This is a genomic window from Membranihabitans maritimus (assembly GCF_021729145.1).
Classification (GTDB): domain Bacteria; phylum Bacteroidota; class Bacteroidia; order Chitinophagales; family Saprospiraceae; genus Membranihabitans; species Membranihabitans maritimus.
In genome coordinates, this window is record NZ_JAJSLW010000006.1 from 72,252 (window position 1) to 89,490 (window position 17,239).

General features: G+C 38.8%; 15 protein-coding genes and 5 tRNA genes. 4 read left to right on the forward strand and 16 right to left on the reverse strand.

Translation table 11 applies throughout. The features are described 5' to 3' along the window. Positions 1–4 precede the first annotated feature (4 nt). From rplA to LVD47_RS08570, 16 genes are all read right to left on the reverse strand, one after another. A complete protein-coding gene (gene rplA / locus LVD47_RS08495; RefSeq protein WP_236975266.1) occupies positions 5–697 on the reverse strand; it encodes a 50S ribosomal protein L1 in 693 nt (230 codons plus the stop codon). A 61-nt stretch (positions 698–758) separates the two neighbouring features. Then, entirely contained in the window at positions 759–1,202 is a 444-nt protein-coding gene (gene rplK / locus LVD47_RS08500) for a 50S ribosomal protein L11 (protein WP_236975267.1), read from the reverse strand. A gap of 25 nt (positions 1,203–1,227) precedes the next feature. Continuing rightward, positions 1,228–1,773, reverse strand: a complete 546-nt coding sequence (nusG, locus tag LVD47_RS08505; protein WP_236975268.1) for a transcription termination/antitermination protein NusG — start codon at positions 1,771–1,773, stop codon at positions 1,228–1,230. A gap of 18 nt (positions 1,774–1,791) precedes the next feature. Further along, positions 1,792–1,983, reverse strand: coding sequence for a preprotein translocase subunit SecE (secE, locus tag LVD47_RS08510; protein ID WP_236975269.1), 192 nt, complete (start codon positions 1,981–1,983; stop codon positions 1,792–1,794). Between the two features lie 54 nt (positions 1,984–2,037). Next, positions 2,038–2,110 (reverse strand) — tRNA-Trp (locus LVD47_RS08515). Positions 2,111–2,193: 83 nt separating this feature from the next. After that, positions 2,194–3,390 (reverse strand): elongation factor Tu, encoded by a 1,197-nt coding sequence (gene tuf / locus LVD47_RS08520; RefSeq protein WP_236975270.1) that lies wholly within the window; start codon positions 3,388–3,390, stop codon positions 2,194–2,196. Between the two features lie 57 nt (positions 3,391–3,447). Next, positions 3,448–3,522, reverse strand: a tRNA-Thr gene (locus LVD47_RS08525). Positions 3,523–3,597: 75 nt separating this feature from the next. Continuing rightward, a tRNA-Gly gene (locus LVD47_RS08530) sits at positions 3,598–3,670 on the reverse strand. Between the two features lie 52 nt (positions 3,671–3,722). Then, positions 3,723–3,805: transfer RNA gene (locus LVD47_RS08535), tRNA-Tyr, on the reverse strand. Between the two features lie 164 nt (positions 3,806–3,969). Further along, a tRNA-Thr gene (locus tag LVD47_RS08540) sits at positions 3,970–4,043 on the reverse strand. Between the two features lie 376 nt (positions 4,044–4,419). Further along, on the reverse strand, positions 4,420–4,719 hold the full coding sequence (hpf, locus tag LVD47_RS08545) for a ribosome hibernation-promoting factor, HPF/YfiA family (RefSeq protein WP_236975271.1): 300 nt from the start codon (positions 4,717–4,719) through the stop codon (positions 4,420–4,422). Positions 4,720–4,739: 20 nt separating this feature from the next. Then, positions 4,740–5,636 (reverse strand): tyrosine-type recombinase/integrase, encoded by an 897-nt coding sequence (locus tag LVD47_RS08550; RefSeq protein WP_255785060.1) that lies wholly within the window; start codon positions 5,634–5,636, stop codon positions 4,740–4,742. A 1,148-nt stretch (positions 5,637–6,784) separates the two neighbouring features. Further along, positions 6,785–7,513, reverse strand: a complete 729-nt coding sequence (locus tag LVD47_RS08555; protein ID WP_236975273.1) for a BT_2262 family domain-containing protein — start codon at positions 7,511–7,513, stop codon at positions 6,785–6,787. A 20-nt stretch (positions 7,514–7,533) separates the two neighbouring features. Next, on the reverse strand, positions 7,534–8,991 hold the full coding sequence (locus tag LVD47_RS08560) for a SusD/RagB family nutrient-binding outer membrane lipoprotein (RefSeq protein WP_236975274.1): 1,458 nt from the start codon (positions 8,989–8,991) through the stop codon (positions 7,534–7,536). A gap of 19 nt (positions 8,992–9,010) precedes the next feature. Next, positions 9,011–12,259: a SusC/RagA family TonB-linked outer membrane protein gene (locus tag LVD47_RS08565; protein WP_236975275.1), complete on the reverse strand. Its 3,249-nt coding sequence runs from the start codon at positions 12,257–12,259 to the stop codon at positions 9,011–9,013. A gap of 753 nt (positions 12,260–13,012) precedes the next feature. Continuing rightward, a complete protein-coding gene (locus LVD47_RS08570) occupies positions 13,013–13,729 on the reverse strand; it encodes a pyridoxine 5'-phosphate synthase (RefSeq protein ID WP_236975276.1) in 717 nt (238 codons plus the stop codon). Between the two features lie 243 nt (positions 13,730–13,972). Between LVD47_RS08570 and LVD47_RS08575 the strand changes: the two genes are divergently transcribed. The 4 genes from LVD47_RS08575 to LVD47_RS08590 all read left to right on the forward strand — a co-directional run bounded on the left by LVD47_RS08575 (position 13,973) and on the right by LVD47_RS08590 (position 17,237). After that, entirely contained in the window at positions 13,973–14,776 is an 804-nt protein-coding gene (locus LVD47_RS08575) for a phosphatidate cytidylyltransferase (protein WP_236975277.1), read from the forward strand. Positions 14,777–14,780: 4 nt separating this feature from the next. After that, positions 14,781–15,443, forward strand: a complete 663-nt coding sequence (locus LVD47_RS08580; protein WP_236975278.1) for a phosphatidylserine decarboxylase family protein — start codon at positions 14,781–14,783, stop codon at positions 15,441–15,443. Positions 15,444–15,591: 148 nt separating this feature from the next. After that, entirely contained in the window at positions 15,592–15,879 is a 288-nt protein-coding gene (locus LVD47_RS08585; protein ID WP_236975279.1) for a twin-arginine translocase TatA/TatE family subunit, read from the forward strand. Positions 15,880–16,628: 749 nt separating this feature from the next. After that, the gene (locus LVD47_RS08590; protein WP_236975280.1) at positions 16,629–17,237 is read left to right on the forward strand and encodes a TetR/AcrR family transcriptional regulator; all 609 of its coding nucleotides are present in this window, start codon (positions 16,629–16,631) and stop codon (positions 17,235–17,237) included. The last annotated feature ends 2 nt before the right edge of the window (positions 17,238–17,239 follow it).

Sequence of the window (17,239 nt, forward strand, 5' to 3'; positions counted from 1 at the left end):
TTGGTTAAGCAACAGATTTTGGATCAATTTTCACCCCAGGACTCATAGAAGATGCTGCTGTAACGGACTTCATATAAATACCTTTGGCAGAAGATGGTTTCATTCTAGACAACGTAGATAGGATTTCTTTTGCATTGTCCTTTAATTTATCAGCATCAAAAGATACTCGGCCAATAGGAGTGTGAACAATACCAAATTTATCAACCCGAAATGCAATTTTACCTTTTTTAACTTCTTCTATAGCACTGGCTACATTTGGCGTAACTGTTCCGGATTTGGGGTTAGGCATTAATCCTCTCGGACCTAAAATTCGCCCGATTTGCCCTACTTTAGCCATTACATCAGGTGTAGCAATTATCACGTCGACATCCGTCCATCCGTCCTTGATTTTCTGAACATACTCGTCAAGTCCGTAATAATCTGCTCCAGCTTCTTTAGCTTCTTCTTCTTTATCGGGATTACATAAAACCAAAACAGATTTTGTTTTACCTGTACCATGAGGCAATACAACAGTTCCTCGAATTGCCTGGTCCGCTTTCCTGGGATCTACTCCCAGACGGATATGTAAATCTACAGATGAATCAAATTTAGTTGTATTAACTTCCTTGACCATCTCCATTGCTTCTGCCAATCCATATAGCTTCTCGCTATCCATTTTTGACAAAGCCTCTTTACGCTTTTTTGTTAATTTTGCCATTATTTATAATTATGAGGTCCAACGCCCAATATCAGGCTCCCTACTACTTACATACAATATTCTATGCCTCCCAGGGAGGTGTTCCTTTTACGGTAATACCCATACTTCTCGCCGTACCAGCCACCATTTTCATTGCGGATTCTACAGTAAACGCATTTAAATCAGGCATTTTGTTTTCAGCTATTGCTTTTACCTGATCCCATGTTACTGAACCCACTTTCTTTCTGTTGGATTCTTCAGAACCTTTTTTGATCTTTGCTGCTTCAGCTAATTGTACAGACGCCGGAGGTGTTTTAATTATAAACGTAAAGGATTTATCCTTAAAAACTGTAATTACTACAGGAAGAACTTGTCCTTGCTTGTCTTGAGTTTCCGCATTAAATCTTTTGCAAAACTCCATAATATTCACCCCTTTAGCACCTAATGCAGGTCCTACGGGAGGAGCGGGATTCGCTTGTCCACCTCTTACTTGCAACTTCACAAAAGTTTCTATCTCCTTTGCCATTATTTACTTAATTTATTACAATAATTTATTGTTGCTTTTCGACCTGAACAAAGTTCAATTCAACCTCCGTTCCACGACCAAAAATCTTCACAACTACTTTCAACTTTCTTTTCTCCTCGTTAACTTCAATTACATCGCCTACAAAATCATTAAAAGGGCCATCGATAATCTTTACCGTCTCCCCTTCCAGGAATGGTTCGATCATCACTTCCTGCGTAACATTGGATTCATCAACTTTACCCAACATACGATTTGCCTCCGATTGGCGCATAGGTATGGGATTGGTTCCACCCAAAAAATTTATAACGTTCGTCATGCCGGAAATAGCCTGGATGATCTCGCCACTAAAATTTTCAGCATCCGCTTCAACCAGTAAATAACCAGGTAAGATATTTCTCTCTGTAATCACCTTTTTACCGCCACGAATTTTATACACTTTTTCTGTAGGAACCACTACTTGTGTCACAATATCCGACCATCCTGATCTTTCAACATCCAAATCAATTCTTTCCTTGATTTTTTTTTCTTTACCGCTAATTACCCGTAATGAATACCACCTTTTGTCAGCCATTGTATCTTCTTCTTAATTCTAACCGAGACTGTATATCAAGTCAAGTACTTGCTTTGAAACAGTGTCCATAACAAATACAATTAAAGCAAAAATAATACTAGCTATTAGAACCAATATTGTACTACTTATCAGTGCAGACCATGAAGGCCAGGTCACTTTTTGTGTAAGTTCGTAATAACTTTCTCGAAAACTGTCCGATATTTTACTCATTTGCCTTTCATTTCTTAACGATAGAAATCTATTAAAAGACCACTTTTTTATTAGCAGGAGAGACAGGACTCGAACCTGCAACCTGCGGTTTTGGAGACCGCTGCTCTACCAATTGAGCCACTCTCCTTTATATATTTCAATAATGTAAATGATTAAGCACCAAACTTTGGAGCTTAATCAAATACATTATTCATTATATATATAAATATATTAATCTAAAATCTCTGTCACCTGACCAGCTCCAATTGTTCTTCCCCCTTCACGAATTGCAAATCGCAATCCTTTATCCATGGCAATTCTATTGATCAATTTAACTTCCAATGTCACATTATCACCAGGCATTACCATTTCTACACCATCGGGCAAAGAAATATCACCTGTAACATCTGTAGTTCGGAAATAAAACTGAGGTCGGTAACCATTGAAGAATGGCTTATGACGTCCACCTTCATCTTTACTCAACACATACACTTCACATTTGAAATGTGCATGAGGAGCTACAGTACCCGGAGCACAGATAACCTGTCCTCTTTCTATATCTTCTTTATCGATACCCCTTAACAAAAGACCAGCATTATCTCCCGCTTCTCCTCTGTTCAAAATCTTTCTAAACATCTCTACTCCTGTAACCGTAGAAGTCTTAGGCTTAACACCTTCTTCAGTCATACCAACAATTTCCACAGGATTACCTACTTCAATAACACCTCTTTCAATTCTTCCGGTAGCTACTGTTCCACGACCTGTAATAGAGAAAACATCCTCTACAGGCATCAAGAAAGGTTTATCAACAACACGAGTTGGCTCTGGAATATCGGCATCTACTGCCGCCATCAAATCCCTGATTGCCTGGATTGCATCAGCATCTCCTTCCAATGCCTTCAATGCTGAACCCTGAATAACACTTGCATTGTCACCATCGAATTCATACTGATCTAATAATTCGCGAACTTCCATTTCCACCAACTCCAACATCTCGGCATCATCTACAAGATCAACTTTATTCATAAAAGCTACAATCTTAGGTACACCTACCTGTCGAGCCAACAAGATATGCTCCCTTGTCTGAGGCATAGGTCCGTCCGTTGCAGCTACTACCAAAATAGCTCCATCCATCTGCGCCGCACCAGTTACCATGTTTTTAACATAGTCAGCGTGACCCGGACAATCTACGTGTGCATAGTGTCTATTCGCAGTTTCATACTCTACGTGAGCAGTATTAATGGTAATACCACGTTCTTTCTCTTCTGGAGCTGCATCAATGGCATCATAATCCATTTTATTTGCAAATCCATCATCAGACAATACATACGTGATTGCTGCTGTCAATGTTGTTTTTCCATGGTCCACGTGACCAATGGTTCCAATGTTCAAATGCGGTTTATTCCGTTCAAAAGTTTCCTTTGCCATTACCTTTGATTTTTATGTATCAACAATTTTGTGATTAAGGCTATCCGTCCACTAACCTGGAGCCAATGAAGGGATTTGAACCCCCGACCCCTTCCTTACCATGGAAGTGCTCTACCCCTGAGCTACATTGGCACAAAGTCATAAAGCTATATTAAATAAACAAAAGATTTGAAAAAACAAACCTCAGCTTATCTTTTTCAAAATTTGAGCGGGAGACGAGACTCGAACCCGCGACCCTCAGCTTGGAAGGCTGATGCTCTACCAACTGAGCTACTCCCGCTAATTTATTTATATATCTTCACCTTTGCAAAACACAGCTCGTGTTCACTCAGTGGGGGTGATAGGAATCGAACCTATTCAGACAGAGTCACCAGATTTACAGTCTGGCCCGGCTCTCCAACTCCGGCGCACCCCCATTATCAAAATTCATCGAGACATTCTCGCTTACAAAGCAACTAAATCCCGAATCATTAAAATTGGCATTACCAATAATTATTATAAAAAATAACTATCAGCAGCGCTTAAAACAACAAGCCACAAAAAGAATTCATTTATGCCCTGCACATGAATACAGTATTGAGCCGGCAGAGGGATTCGAACCCCCGACCCGCTGATTACAAATCAGCTGCTCTGGCCAACTGAGCTATGCCGGCAATAATATTCATTTAATTCTCAAATACCCCAGGCCATAAAAACCTTGGACACCTAAAAAACTCAAGCACAAACAAACCCCCTACTTACACAAAAGGAATTTAAAATCCTTTGCGTAAACGTTCTATAACAATCCCACTCAGTTATTATCTTACATCGATAAATTGACGCACAACCAAGAAGAGAATAAGGCGTTAGTGTTTAGATATTAATTAAAAAAATTTCAAATTATCACGCTTCCTCTTAAAGCGATTGCAAAGATAGCACTTAGAATTCTAATTTCAAAACTAAATTTTGTATTTTTTTCAGCAAATAAAAAGCCCGTAGCTTCTAGTCCTGAAGAGACTTGCAGCTACGGGCTTTCTTACTTAGTCTGACTTAATACGCCCTTTGCATTTCCTTGTGTTTTATTATTTGTCTTTTTAAAACATCTACTGCTTTATCTGTAGCAGACTCAAATGTTTTGTCTACTTCTTTAACAAAAATTGTATCACCAGGTACATGAATCTTACCTTCAAATACCTTATCCCTTACCTGACCGGAATTTTCAAGTTTTAAAAAAATCTCGACATCAATAATCTGATCAAAAAATTGCTCCAATTTCTGCATTTTTCTTTCAATAAAATTGACGAGTTCCGTGTCAGCTGTGAAATGAACAGATTCTACTCTTACTCTCATAACAAAAAGATTTTAATATGTTAAAGAATAACACCATCCAGATCAGGCAAAGATTTCTTATACGCATCTTTGAGTTTTCCGATGGAGTTGTGTGTGTATATTTCTGTAGCAGCGAGACTACTGTGTCCCAGGAGAGACTGTATTACCCGTATATCTGCTCCATTGTCTAATAAATGTGTAGCAATAGAATGTCTCAAAACGTGTGGACTCAATTTTTCAGCAGAACTGATAGTTTTTAAAATTGATACAATGCGATTGTATACCCATTTATCGTATACTTTTTTCCCTTTATTGGTCAGTAAAACAAAATTACTTTCCATCCCGAAATGATCAAAAGTTTTTACTTTATATAAATTCAATTTATCCAAAAGCGCATCCGATATGGGGATAATACGCTCCTTCTTTCCTTTACCGACCATTTTTATTCGCCCGGGATTGGTCTTGATATCGGGATATCTAAGTTCAATTAACTCCGACCTTCGCATACCCGTTTCATATAACAAATGAACCATTACATTATCCCTTACCTCTTCCCATGTCTTACAATCCATGGCGATATACTTCATCAAAGGCTCTACTCGAATCGTACCTGGTAAAGAAGTTCCTGATTTCAAATTAAAAATTTTGGCCATAGGATTAGTTTCAACCCTACCAGACTTCTTAAGAAATTTAAAATAAGAACGCAGCGTTGAAATCTTTCGATTAATAGACCGTTTCCCAACTCCCTCCTCTACCAGACTATATATCCAACTTCTTATAAACTGATGAGAAATCTGATCAATCTCAGTTGAATTACCAAAGGTGCTGGTAATAAAATCGAAAAATTGAACCAAATCAGACCTGTATGCCTCCACCGTATGAACAGAATACCTTTTCTCATACATAATGTAGTCTAAAAACGATTCAAATATTTTCATAGGCATGAAAAATTATACTATATATATTCTAGTTCTTCCGGAGAAATCCACATATCCTCACAAACATTTCCCCACAGATTAAAAAAATACAATTGATGCTTGTAATCAATTATATTAATAACCACTGTAATTAAATATAATTGTAAAAATCCAGATTTTAAAATTTAGACAAGAAATATATAAAGATAGTGTAGGTTCAAAAAATTAACCTTTAACACTGCCATCATCAAAATCTATTCTAAACCAAGACTGGCAAAAGGAATCATTCGCAGGATGAAATGGAAGGCAAACAACGGAAAAACAGATGAAAAGATTGCTTACAGATCAGTGCATCACATTCAGTTATACCTGCTAAAATTAATCCGAATGAAACCCGTAATTGATAATGTCAGGTGGTCAGGGAATTGAAAATACAAGGTTCCCCCATTCCCTCCTGATTTAATCAGCCTTCAATGGGCTAATCATTTCTAAATAATGAGAGTTCTGGGAAGAGATTCCCCAAGGAAGGCATAAAGCAAGCCCGAACTGGAGACGAACATTTTCACAATTGACTTTTCCCAAAGATCCGGAGACTTCCCCGACAGAATACTTTTCGGTATGTATTACCCCTAATAGATCGGACGGTTAAAGCCCAACAAAATTCTAACCTTATTACTTCGGCCTGCTCTATCAAAATGTCAGGATAAAAGATACAGAACAATCAATTACAGGACGAAAAGCCCCTGCCCTCATAGTTTAATTGACGAGAACTTCATAAAAATGGGATAGAATGTAGCTCTCATACATTTTCTTTACTTAATGTGAGTTCAACAGAGCAAATAAGAGCTATGATGCGCCTGTTCCGACATGAAATCATCGGAAAGCGAAATACAATTAACTATGGGTGTAAATCCAGGGTCGGAAACTAGTGAAATCGTCGATTCTGGTATTGACTTCCACAAAGGGATGCCCTGAGCTTTGCTTTCTTCGCACAAATAATGACAGGAACAATTATTCGTCAAGCTCTCGTTACTAAAGTCAGCGCGTTACTTCCTATATCCAAAACCTCCTGGCAACACTTATCTCTAATTTCTACAAAAAAAGGTTGACTGCAATCGCAATCAACCTTTTCATATATTTCACTAGAATAATTACTATCTTCTTCTACCCTATTGAACTTGTGTCAAAGTAACCTGGAAATCCAAAGAGGCAATATCCGCATTTTTACTGTGGAATGTAATAGTCTTTGAAGCAGGATCAACTTTGAAATCAGTAATATCCATCACGTAACCCCATAGTGGGAAAGCAGCGCTTGAAACGGTTATATCATTAGTACTTAAATCATTTACCGTTATAACTGCCCCTTTGGCGGAATAGTCCGAACCATAAGCCCAATCAGCTCCCTTATCATAATAAGCACCGGCTCCATTAGACAACAAATAGGTGTTTTCAGAGGTTTGAACAATAAAAATGTTGGTCATCCCTGTTTGCACATCCCCGGTAACTCTGGCTACTGTAGAAGTATACACTCCGGAAATATCAGACTGTAAATCCCCACTGCATGGATATTTTAAAACCTCCCGCATGTAAGCTCCCGGAATACTATCTACATTGGTAGCACTATAATTAATAATATACTGATCGGGAATACTAACCTCATTAGCTCCGAAATACACTCCGTTAACCGTCCGGTTTACCGGTATTTCATTTCCCCCTTCAAATGCAGAGGTAGCAGGCTCCTCGAAATCCTCCTGACAGGTAAGCTCGATATAATCGGGCCCTTCTGTTTCAAATTTAGGTAAATATGTAATGGTTGATTCCACTATGTCCGCATCTTTTTCACAAGAGAAAAAGAAAACCGACAATAGCGCTAAAGCAAATAACTTTATATTCTTCATTTTCTTAAATTTTAATTGGTTTAATTATCCCAAAACACTTTGTCCATAATGCTCTTTTGAGAAGGTGAATTGGAATTCAAACTGATTTCTGTAGCCGGATATACCCAACTGGACGGATGCACACCTTGCCCCAGTGAAGAAGCTGTCGGTGTTTGAAAGATTCCACTTGCTGGATCTGTAAAAATAGGATTATCCGGGGTATCAAATCTTCTCGCTTCAGTCCATCCTTCAGGCTCTTGCAAACCATTCATAGATATCCATTTTTGAACACCGATAATACTGATCTTATCATTTAGTCCGGAACCTGCATCATAACCAAGGGTAGAAATATAACTACTTGCAGCAGCGTCATCCAATCCCACATAATTAAAATGAGATGTAATAGCATTGGAAAGTGCTTCTGACTCATCATCGGATGTACCATATCTGGCAGCAGCTTCAGCTCTTAAAAACCAAACTTCCCAATCACTCATAAGAATTACCGGATTATCGACGGCATATGTAATTTTAGATCCCTGGCTAAAATCTTCTACCGGAATTGTATTAGGAAGATCAGCAGCTGCGCCCTGATCCAATCCTTCTACTGTACCGGAATTCGGTGCAGGGTCGTATATTTTGTCAATACGGGGGTCACTAAGTTCCCTTAATACATTCAAACTACTATTACTGGCTACATAAAAATTAGCCACACCGGATTCAAAATCTGCAAACATAGGGTTCTCATTCCCAGCATCACCCAGAAATTCAATAAACGGAGCTTCTGCCGTACTCTCTACAAATGTAGCCGAATTGATCAAAGAAGTAACAGCACCTCCCATGTCACTAACCGCTGATTGCCTCATCAAAATTCTTAATTTTAATGAGTTGGCAAATCTGGTCCAACTATCGAGGTCTCCCCCGTAAATTAAATCCTCAGATCCCACATCTCCAGCGGATGCGGCATTCAATTGCTCAATGCCTTCATCAACCAAAGGAATCAATGCTGCATATATCGATGCATCGTCGTCGTAAGAAGGCGCTAAAACGGAACCATCATCAATTTCTCCTTTTAGTGCTTCTGAAAAAGGTATATCTCCGAAAAAATCGACCAACATCTGAAAAGTATACGCCTGAAGGATTTTTCCCATTCCCACAAAAGCAGGATCCTCTGACCTGACCAGGTATTGAAGGTCCGTCAGGGCATTGGCATATGCCCTGGACCAAAGGTTATTTGCCGAAGCACCGTTCATAATATACCGCCCGGCGTCACCTATGGCTACGCCAGGGCCCCAGGCCCAATATTGCCCCCATAACGCTGATCTTTCACTAAATTGGCTTTCCACCACCCAGGAGATATATCCCTGTGCACTGGTAAGCACTTCCTGCGGACGCGCAGTTGGAGAACTATCGGGATCGATATTTAATTCTTCTAATTTTTCGGAGCATGAAAAAGCAAACAATGCTATAAACAGGATTCCGAATTTATATATTGATTTCATAATTTTCTCAGTTTACTTATTAAAATGTCAAACTTAAATTAATACCATAGCTCTTAGACGGGGGTGTTTGAGAGGTCTCGACCCCTGCTGCATTACCATTCAATGTCGGTCCGCCAATTTCAGGATCTGCGTAGGTATTTTCATCCGGCAGCCAGAATTTCAAATTATGGGCAAACAGACTCACAGTAACATCAGATATCGGTGCTGCACCTAAAAGATTTTTCGGTAGTGTATAACTCAAACCAACTTCCCTCAATTTCAAAAATGTCGCATCAATTAATAAGCTATTCCCTCCCCAGGCTGTGCCGGATATAGCATAAATATCTTCAGCGGTTACCTCCGTTTCATTGGGAACGTAATTCCCGGACTCATCTTCGACTACACTATTAGGAATAACAAATGGCTCCCGATTGTTTACCAAAGTGGACATTGCTGTACCGTTGAATTCCAACTGGTCTTTGGTAGTAGAGAAGAATACTCCACCTTTTCTATAATCAAACAGGATGTTGAACCCAATTCCTTTATAGCGTAATCTAGTGCTCGCACTTGCCGTCCAGTCCGGTTGGTAAGAACCGAAATAGTGTTCATCTGATGTCAAAACAGGTAATCCGTCTGCACCTACGATCACTTCCCCGGCATCCGTTCTAGATGGGGTTGTACTTTTGAATGTACCAAAAGGTAAACCCTCTTTAGCCACTACAGATACAGAAGCATTGGTATAGGGTCCTCCAGTAACCAATTCATCAGACTCATCAGAAATGGAAACTACCTCGTTGACGTTTTTAGAATATATCAAATCGACATCCCAGTAAAGGTCTTTCACTACCCCCTCTATTGGTTTTAAGTTTAATGCCAACTCATGTCCTTTATTGGTCATTTCACCAATATTGCTCGTCGTCAACGTAAACCCGGTGGATGCCGGTAAACTAATCTCTACGATCTGGTCCGTATGCACAGAATTATACCAGGTATACTCTACATTTATTCTATTATCAAACAATCCCAGGTCAGCACCAAATTCATAGGTAGTAGTCAATTCAGGTCTCAAATTGGGATTCCCGATTACATTGGAGACCGTAAACCCGGACTGACCATTTAATGGGAACGTCAAATCATGACCTCCGGCCAACGGTTGAAGGACTGGATTCCCGATAAACGAAGAACGCAATAAGTATAGACCAGCATCTTTACCAGTCGTTCCAACACTTCCTCTTAACTTCAAGAAACTCAGAAAGTCATTATCCTGCATATTCAATAAGTCGGTCAACACGACAGATCCTCCGAGTGCCTGGTAGAAAAATGAATTATTTTCCGGCGGCAATGTTGAAGACCAGTCATTTCTGGCCGAATATTCTAAAAATACGGCATTATTAAACCCAATGGAAGCATTACCATATACACCGTACAACCGATACCTGGAACTGGCCTCCGTAGACGTGGACTGTCCAACACTATTACTCAGGTTATACCATCCCGGCACAACCAAACCTCCAACAGTAGATCCTGTAACAGACTGGGTAGTTCTTTCAAATAAATTGTAACCGGCAGTCGCATTTAATGTCCATTTCCCATCCGCTGTCAAGGAACGGTCATAGTTCAACATTGTCGTAACATCCAGATTCACATTATTTCCTTCCAGGTTGGAATACTCACCTGGAGAATTGTGCCTTCCGCCACGACTGCTTAATTCAAAATTATCACCCCATATCAAATGGTTAGAATATGCAAATCGCGGAATACTCTCGTCAATGTCCCGGTTCACAGAATTCATTCCGATTCGACCAATAACATCCAATCCTTCCAGGAGATTATATGTCATTGAGAAATTAGCTAACAAGTTTTTGAACTTTCCCTGCGACTGATATTCATTTAAGATAAAATACGGATTGATTGCATAACTGCCGTAAAATCCATCCAGGTCATGGAACGGACTTGTATAGTCCCTTATTTCATTGTATGGAATATTCACGGGTGCCTGAATGGCATTGGCATATGCATTTAATCCTTCAAAGGGACGATACCCCTCAGTAGCTGTATTTAACTTGGTTGTTGAAAAATTAACACCAAAATCTGTCGTTAAGCGATCTGTCAACTCTGCACTCGCTTTTACATTGAAAGTATTTCGATCGTACCGGGTATTGTCCATGATTCCATCCTGTCCTACCCTGGCATATGAAGCATAATAAGTAAATCCTCCTTTTGCCCCTGAAAAATAAATACTGTTATTCAGTGTACTACCCTGGCGGAAGAAATTTTCAATTTGATCTGGAACAGCACTATAAGGTCTCACCAATGCTTCGAGTGCACCGTCTCCATCCGTATCTACCGGACTGGTCCACGGCCTTTCCACGCCATCAAAAGCGGGGCCCCATGACCAGTTTTCTCCCGTATCGAAATGGGCAGTACCATATCCCTGTCCGAATTGATCCTGTCTTTGCAGTAGAACATAAGCATCCTGAACGGAATAGGAAGATTTCACTCCAATCTCTACATTTCCGTCTTCACCGCCACCACCTTTTTTGGTTGTAATCACGAGTACTCCAGAAGCTCCTCGAGAACCGTATAAAGACGTAGCTGAAGGTCCTTTAAGTACGGTTATTGATTCAATATCGTCCGGGTTCAAATCATTAAAACGGTTGCCATAGTCAGCATAACCGTTCTGAGCGGCGGCATTTTCTGCTGAACTTCCCCCTCCACGGCTTGATGAATTATCTATCGGAATACCATCGATCACTATGAGAGCGTTGTTATTTCCGGTAAGGGAACCTTCACCTCTCAAAACAATCCTACTGGATGCCCCGACTGAACCGGAACCAGTAGTGATTTTCACACCGGCTGCTTTCCCACGTAAAGCTTCCAATGCATTTTTATTTGGTGTAGAATTCAAATCCTCTGATCCAACCGTTTGGTTTGCATATACAACATTCCGGGCGTTTCTTTTCAACCCGGTAGAAGTTACAACGATCTCTTCCAAAAGTTGACCAGATACCAATACCACATCAATTTCTGTCCTCCCGTCCATTTCCACTTCCTTGGTTTCAAACCCCGTATAACTAAAAATCAGGATTTCAGACCCATCGGGAACTTCTAATTCATAATTTCCGTCAAAATCAGTTATCGCTCCAGCTGTAGTACCCTTGGCCAATACATTGGCTCCGATTAAGGGGTCCCCAGCCTCGTCGACAACTGTTCCCGAAACAGTGGTCTGGGCGTAAGAAAACACACCAACGCACAAGACCATAGTTGTTAATAATAACAATCTTTTCATGCCATTTTTTTTGATTAAATAATTATTTATAAAAGAGTCAAACAGAGTCCGGAACAACTCGCTGAGAAAAAGCCGCTAAAAACAACTATCAACGTGTCATATTTCGGACTTTGTTATCGTCCTTAAGTCAGTTTTCAATTCGTAAACGAATGGTGAGGGCTTAACGCTTCCTTAACCCACAAAATTCATTTGAGAAACAAAGATATATAAATATTTTAACTTAATAAAAATCAATTTGACCAAATAACAATATCTATAATTTCAAATTTGATTTAAATTGTTATTTCCAAACCGATCTTAAACTTCACACTTTATAAAGTTTATATTATTTTCTTGTTATTTATTTGTTAACCAACCCAGTTCCACGCAATAAAATTTCCCTGAATAACAATTGACCAAAAGTCAAATAAAATATCAATTTCACTAATTGTATAAATAGGATTCAAGTAAATATTTCGTAAACTTTCAAGGAGTATTGCTATAAAAACTTAAAGAATTCTACATTTTATTTCGAATAATTAATAAAAATTGTTGTTTATGTAGAATATGTATAATTTTCATCACAAAATATTTTCAGGGTTTTATCACGTACATATAACTATGCTGACTATGCAAAAACATAGGCAAACATCATGACTTGACTAACCAACTTAAACCAATTAAGTTTAATTATCCATGTCAAATTCAACCAAAAAATATTTCTGAGAATTTTTTCTGTAGCTGGTTTCTATCTCAATAACCAAATAAAAAGTTCTAATGGAGCTTGCTTTTATACATCTGTATCGTACTTTTAATACCATAATATAGTGCATCAGCTATTAAAGCATGACCTATAGAAACTTCAGCTATTGCAGGAATCTTTTTTATCAAAAAAGTTAAATTTTCCAGATTCAGATCATGACCTGCATTTATCCCTATTCCTCTTTTAACAGCTTCTTCCGCAGTCAACATATATGAATTAACAGCAGCTTCGGGATTGGAACTGAATTGAGCCGCATATGGTCCGGTATATAATTCTATTCTATCCGTTCCAGCAGCTTCCGCTCCAATGATCATTTCCGGGTTGTCATCGACAAAAATGCTAACCCGGATTCCCGCATCTTGCAACCGTCCGATTATCCTTTTCAATTTTTCCCCGTACTTCACCGTATCCCACCCCTGGTTGCTGGTTAATGCATCTGGAGCATCAGGTACCAGTGTGCACTGGTGTGGCTTGTACTGTAACACCATATCCATAAACCTATCGGTAGGATTTCCCTCAATGTTCAATTCCGTGGTTACCACTTCCTTAAGTAATGGAATATCACTATAACGAATATGCCTCTCATCGGGCCGAGGATGAACAGTAATTCCTTCAGCACCAAATTTTTCGCAATCCACCGCAAATTTCACCAAATCCGGGAAACCCTCCCCTCTTGCATTTCTAATTAATGCTACTTTGTTGATATTAACACTTAATTTTGTATTCATTTCTATTTTGCTTCAAAGTCACAATATAAAAAGCTTGCGACATTGTTCTGTAATAAAGTTTATATCCTGCGGGCTACCAAAATCTTTCTGCGCCAATGAGTCTGTAAATCAGAAGTTTGCAGCATTCCATTTACAATTGGTCCCGATAGCTATTCGGGCTTTTAGCCTCATTATTGTTTCTTCCGACTTTTTTCACGCCCCAAATTTAATTAATCCGGCGAAAAATACCACTTTTGCAAAAGTATGCAAGACTTATACAAACGTATTCCCGGAGCTGCTATTTATATAATTGCATTAATAGGAGGTCTGTATCTCAGACAACCCTACTGGCTCACCGTATGCGCCCTACTACTGCTGGTAGCTACATATGAATGGGGACGGCTGCAATTGATTCAAAAACCCAATCAGGTGTGGATAACTTCCGGAATAATAATTTATATTTTCTTACACTTTAGCTTATTTCTCGCCAAGGCAGCTGTAGGCCCTATTTGGATCAATATATGTATTATTTCTACGGCTCTATTTTACTTGTTTTGCGTTTTGGTCTTTCAATCATCAGTCTTTAAAAGAAAATATATAATTGGATCTTTCCTATATATTTTACCTCCCTTTATATTTTTGTATCTATTGGGACTGGAAATTCCCCCAACTTATTTAATTTTATTATTTACGATAATTTGGACGGCTGACACATGTGCTTATATCGGGGGAAGATTATACGGACAAAGAAAATTGTCACCCAGTATTTCACCGGGCAAGACCTGGGAAGGAGCTATTACCGGGGTATTATGTGCCGGAATAATTGCATTCGTAGCCGCCCATTATATTTTAAAGATTGAAGAATCAAAAATCTGGTTTTCTATTGGCGTGCTCGTGGCCATATTCGGAATTACCGGGGATTTATTTGAATCTAAAATAAAACGGAGACATAATATCAAGGATAGTGGTACCTTACTTCCAGGCCATGGTGGAATTTTGGACAGGATGGATTCCCTACTATTTGCCTTGCCGTTATACTATATTTGTGTTACGATTCTAAACATTTAGGTTTATGTCAAATTTCATTCACAAAGAAGGTAATCAATACGTCAATTATGCCTCTGTCCTGGTAATGGCAGGCTTAATAATTCTCACTGTTTTTCCGGGTATTTTTTCAATAATACTTTTTATTGCACTTTTTATTCTCCTGGTTTTTATTTTATATTTTTTTCGGAATCCTCTCCGTCCAACCCAACATAAGGGGGAATATGATATTCTTTGTCCTGCAGATGGAGAGGTGGTAGTTATTGAAAAAGTATTAGAAAGTGAGTACTTCAATGAGGAAAAATGGCAAATTTCAATATTCATGTCTCCTTTGAATGTTCATGTCAACCGCGTTCCCATTTCTGGAAAAATTTTATATTACAAATACCATCCGGGTAAATACCTGGTTGCCTGGCATCCCAAATCTTCTACAGAAAATGAACGCAACACCATTGTACTGGAGACGCACCAACAACAGAAGATCCTACTTAGACAAATCGCAGGGGCCATGGCGCGAAGAATCGTATGCTATAAAACCATACCGGGTGACCCCGTTCAACAGGGAGAAGACCTCGGTTTTATTAAATTCGGATCCCGCGTAGATATTTATCTACCCTTAGACGCAAAGATATTAGTATCCAAAGGACAAAAAGTCAAAGGGAATATTGATGTGGTGGCGAATCTGGGATAATAGGTAACGCTTCAAGTTATATATTAAGCCATGAGCTTTCGTTGCCGGGCTTCGGGTTGCTTCCTCAAAATAATCCCAAAATATTCTATTAAATAATGAACTAATTATCTAACTTGCGTTTTAATAACTGTACTAAAAGAGAAAGAAAATGATAAGCAATTTGATTTTATTGGGGCTACCAGGGGGCATGGAGTGGATTTTGATATTTTTTGCAGTCTTACTATTATTTGGTGGACGAAAAATTCCAGAGTTGATGAAGGGAATTGGTAAAGGTATCAGGGAATTTAACACAGCCCGGTCTTCCTTGGAAGAAGAACTTCAAAAAGGAATGGACGAAGAAGAGGAAAAGAAAAAACTGGAAGCTGAAAAACTAAAAAAAGTTCAGCAAGAAAAAGAAAAGCTGGAAGCTGAAAAAGCAGCAAAAAGCACGGATTAATTTCCTCAAATTACACTTAACTCAGAGTTATCATTACGGTAACATTCGATTAATATTACATTTTTACATTTGTAATAGGGTGCTGGGAAAGATGAAGTATTTCCAGCATGCACAGGATAAGGTAATGCAGCGCATTGCCTTTTTTTATTTTAGCCAATTTAGTCTTCGTAAATCACGGAATCGCCAGAATCTGGAATACATGTGTCTATTTTAATACGTGATACCCCTTCTGGATAAACCAGCCGGAGAACTAGCCTTGGCACAATCCCTAAAAGGTCACCATGGTTAACCTGATGTCCCCCTTTACCCTGCCAGTGGTCAGAGACAATCAGTATGCCCATATCCTTGGTCAAGCCCGTGAATTCCTTTGGAATGGCATCCTACCGGATGAAACTTTAGGCAGAACCTACCATTTAATAAAATACGCATCTGCTCTGCGCCAGAGTGAAAAACCACTGCTACATTAAACATTTTATCCTTTTTAACACCCTGTCTAGCATTAGATTTTTTTTGGTTGCCCACCTGATAGCAGTGCCCCTTTCCTACAAATGTCATTTAAAAGTTGACTAAGAATTGGTCTTGAGAAGTCAAATCTTATAATGTCAAACCTTTTGCCACTAAGTATTTTTCGAATTCAGGTTTCACATTTTTTAATGAACCTGGTTACAAAATTTAAAAAAAATTATAAACAATAAATATATTCAGTAGTTTTACAATGACTAAACGGTCAGTCAACATAAAAAGAAAAAGTGAAAAACATTCATAAAAAAACAGCAGAAGACCTGAAAATACAGCGAAAACAAGAAATTGGAAGTGTTGCCCTGGAGTTATTTGCCAACCATGGATTTCATAATACTTCAGTAAGTGAAATTGCCTCCAAAGCCGGAATATCCAAGGGATTAATGTATAATTACTTTCACAGTAAAGATGAACTTCTTGAATATATAATCCAGGATTCCTTTGAAAGGTCAAAAGAGATATTCAACTTCCGTGATTGGGAAAATATGTCAGCTTCCGAACAATTGAGTTCCACTTTTGAAAATACCCTGATTGAATTAAAGAAAAATCCCCACTATTACCGATTGTTAATGCTTCTTACCCTTCAGGGGGACGTCAAATTAAAAATTATAAAAGACGTGCTGGATATGAAAGAAAAATTCTTTCCCGTATTTCAGGAAATGTTGGAAAAGCTTGGGGTTAATCCCCATGAATCGGAAAAAACATACTTTCTATTGGGAGCTGCGATGGATGGTTTGGTTCTTCATTATCTATATATGGATGAAGACTACAAACTCGACGAGATGTTCGAATTTTTCCGTAAAAAATTACTTATCCCTATAGCAGAGGGTAAATTCTAAAT

Bases quoted from the DNA above. Each gene is read 5' to 3' on its own strand.
- rplA (WP_236975266.1), bottom strand. From the start codon at position 697: ATGGCAAAATTAACAAAAAAGCGTAAAGAGGCTTTGTCAAAAATGGAT.
- rplK (WP_236975267.1), bottom strand. From the start codon at position 1,202: ATGGCAAAGGAGATAGAAACTTTTGTGAAGTTGCAAGTAAGAGGTGGA.
- nusG (WP_236975268.1), bottom strand. From the start codon at position 1,773: ATGGCTGACAAAAGGTGGTATTCATTACGGGTAATTAGCGGTAAAGAA.
- secE (WP_236975269.1), bottom strand. From the start codon at position 1,983: ATGAGTAAAATATCGGACAGTTTTCGAGAAAGTTATTACGAACTTACA.
- tuf (WP_236975270.1), bottom strand. From the start codon at position 3,390: ATGGCAAAGGAAACTTTTGAACGGAATAAACCGCATTTGAACATTGGA.
- hpf (WP_236975271.1), bottom strand. From the start codon at position 4,719: ATGAGAGTAAGAGTAGAATCTGTTCATTTCACAGCTGACACGGAACTC.
- LVD47_RS08550 (WP_255785060.1), bottom strand. From the start codon at position 5,636: ATGAAAATATTTGAATCGTTTTTAGACTACATTATGTATGAGAAAAGG.
- LVD47_RS08555 (WP_236975273.1), bottom strand. From the start codon at position 7,513: ATGAAGAATATAAAGTTATTTGCTTTAGCGCTATTGTCGGTTTTCTTT.
- LVD47_RS08560 (WP_236975274.1), bottom strand. From the start codon at position 8,991: ATGAAATCAATATATAAATTCGGAATCCTGTTTATAGCATTGTTTGCT.
- LVD47_RS08565 (WP_236975275.1), bottom strand. From the start codon at position 12,259: ATGAAAAGATTGTTATTATTAACAACTATGGTCTTGTGCGTTGGTGTG.
- LVD47_RS08570 (WP_236975276.1), bottom strand. From the start codon at position 13,729: ATGAATACAAAATTAAGTGTTAATATCAACAAAGTAGCATTAATTAGA.
- LVD47_RS08575 (WP_236975277.1), top strand. From the start codon at position 13,973: ATGCAAGACTTATACAAACGTATTCCCGGAGCTGCTATTTATATAATT.
- LVD47_RS08580 (WP_236975278.1), top strand. From the start codon at position 14,781: ATGTCAAATTTCATTCACAAAGAAGGTAATCAATACGTCAATTATGCC.
- LVD47_RS08585 (WP_236975279.1), top strand. From the start codon at position 15,592: ATGATAAGCAATTTGATTTTATTGGGGCTACCAGGGGGCATGGAGTGG.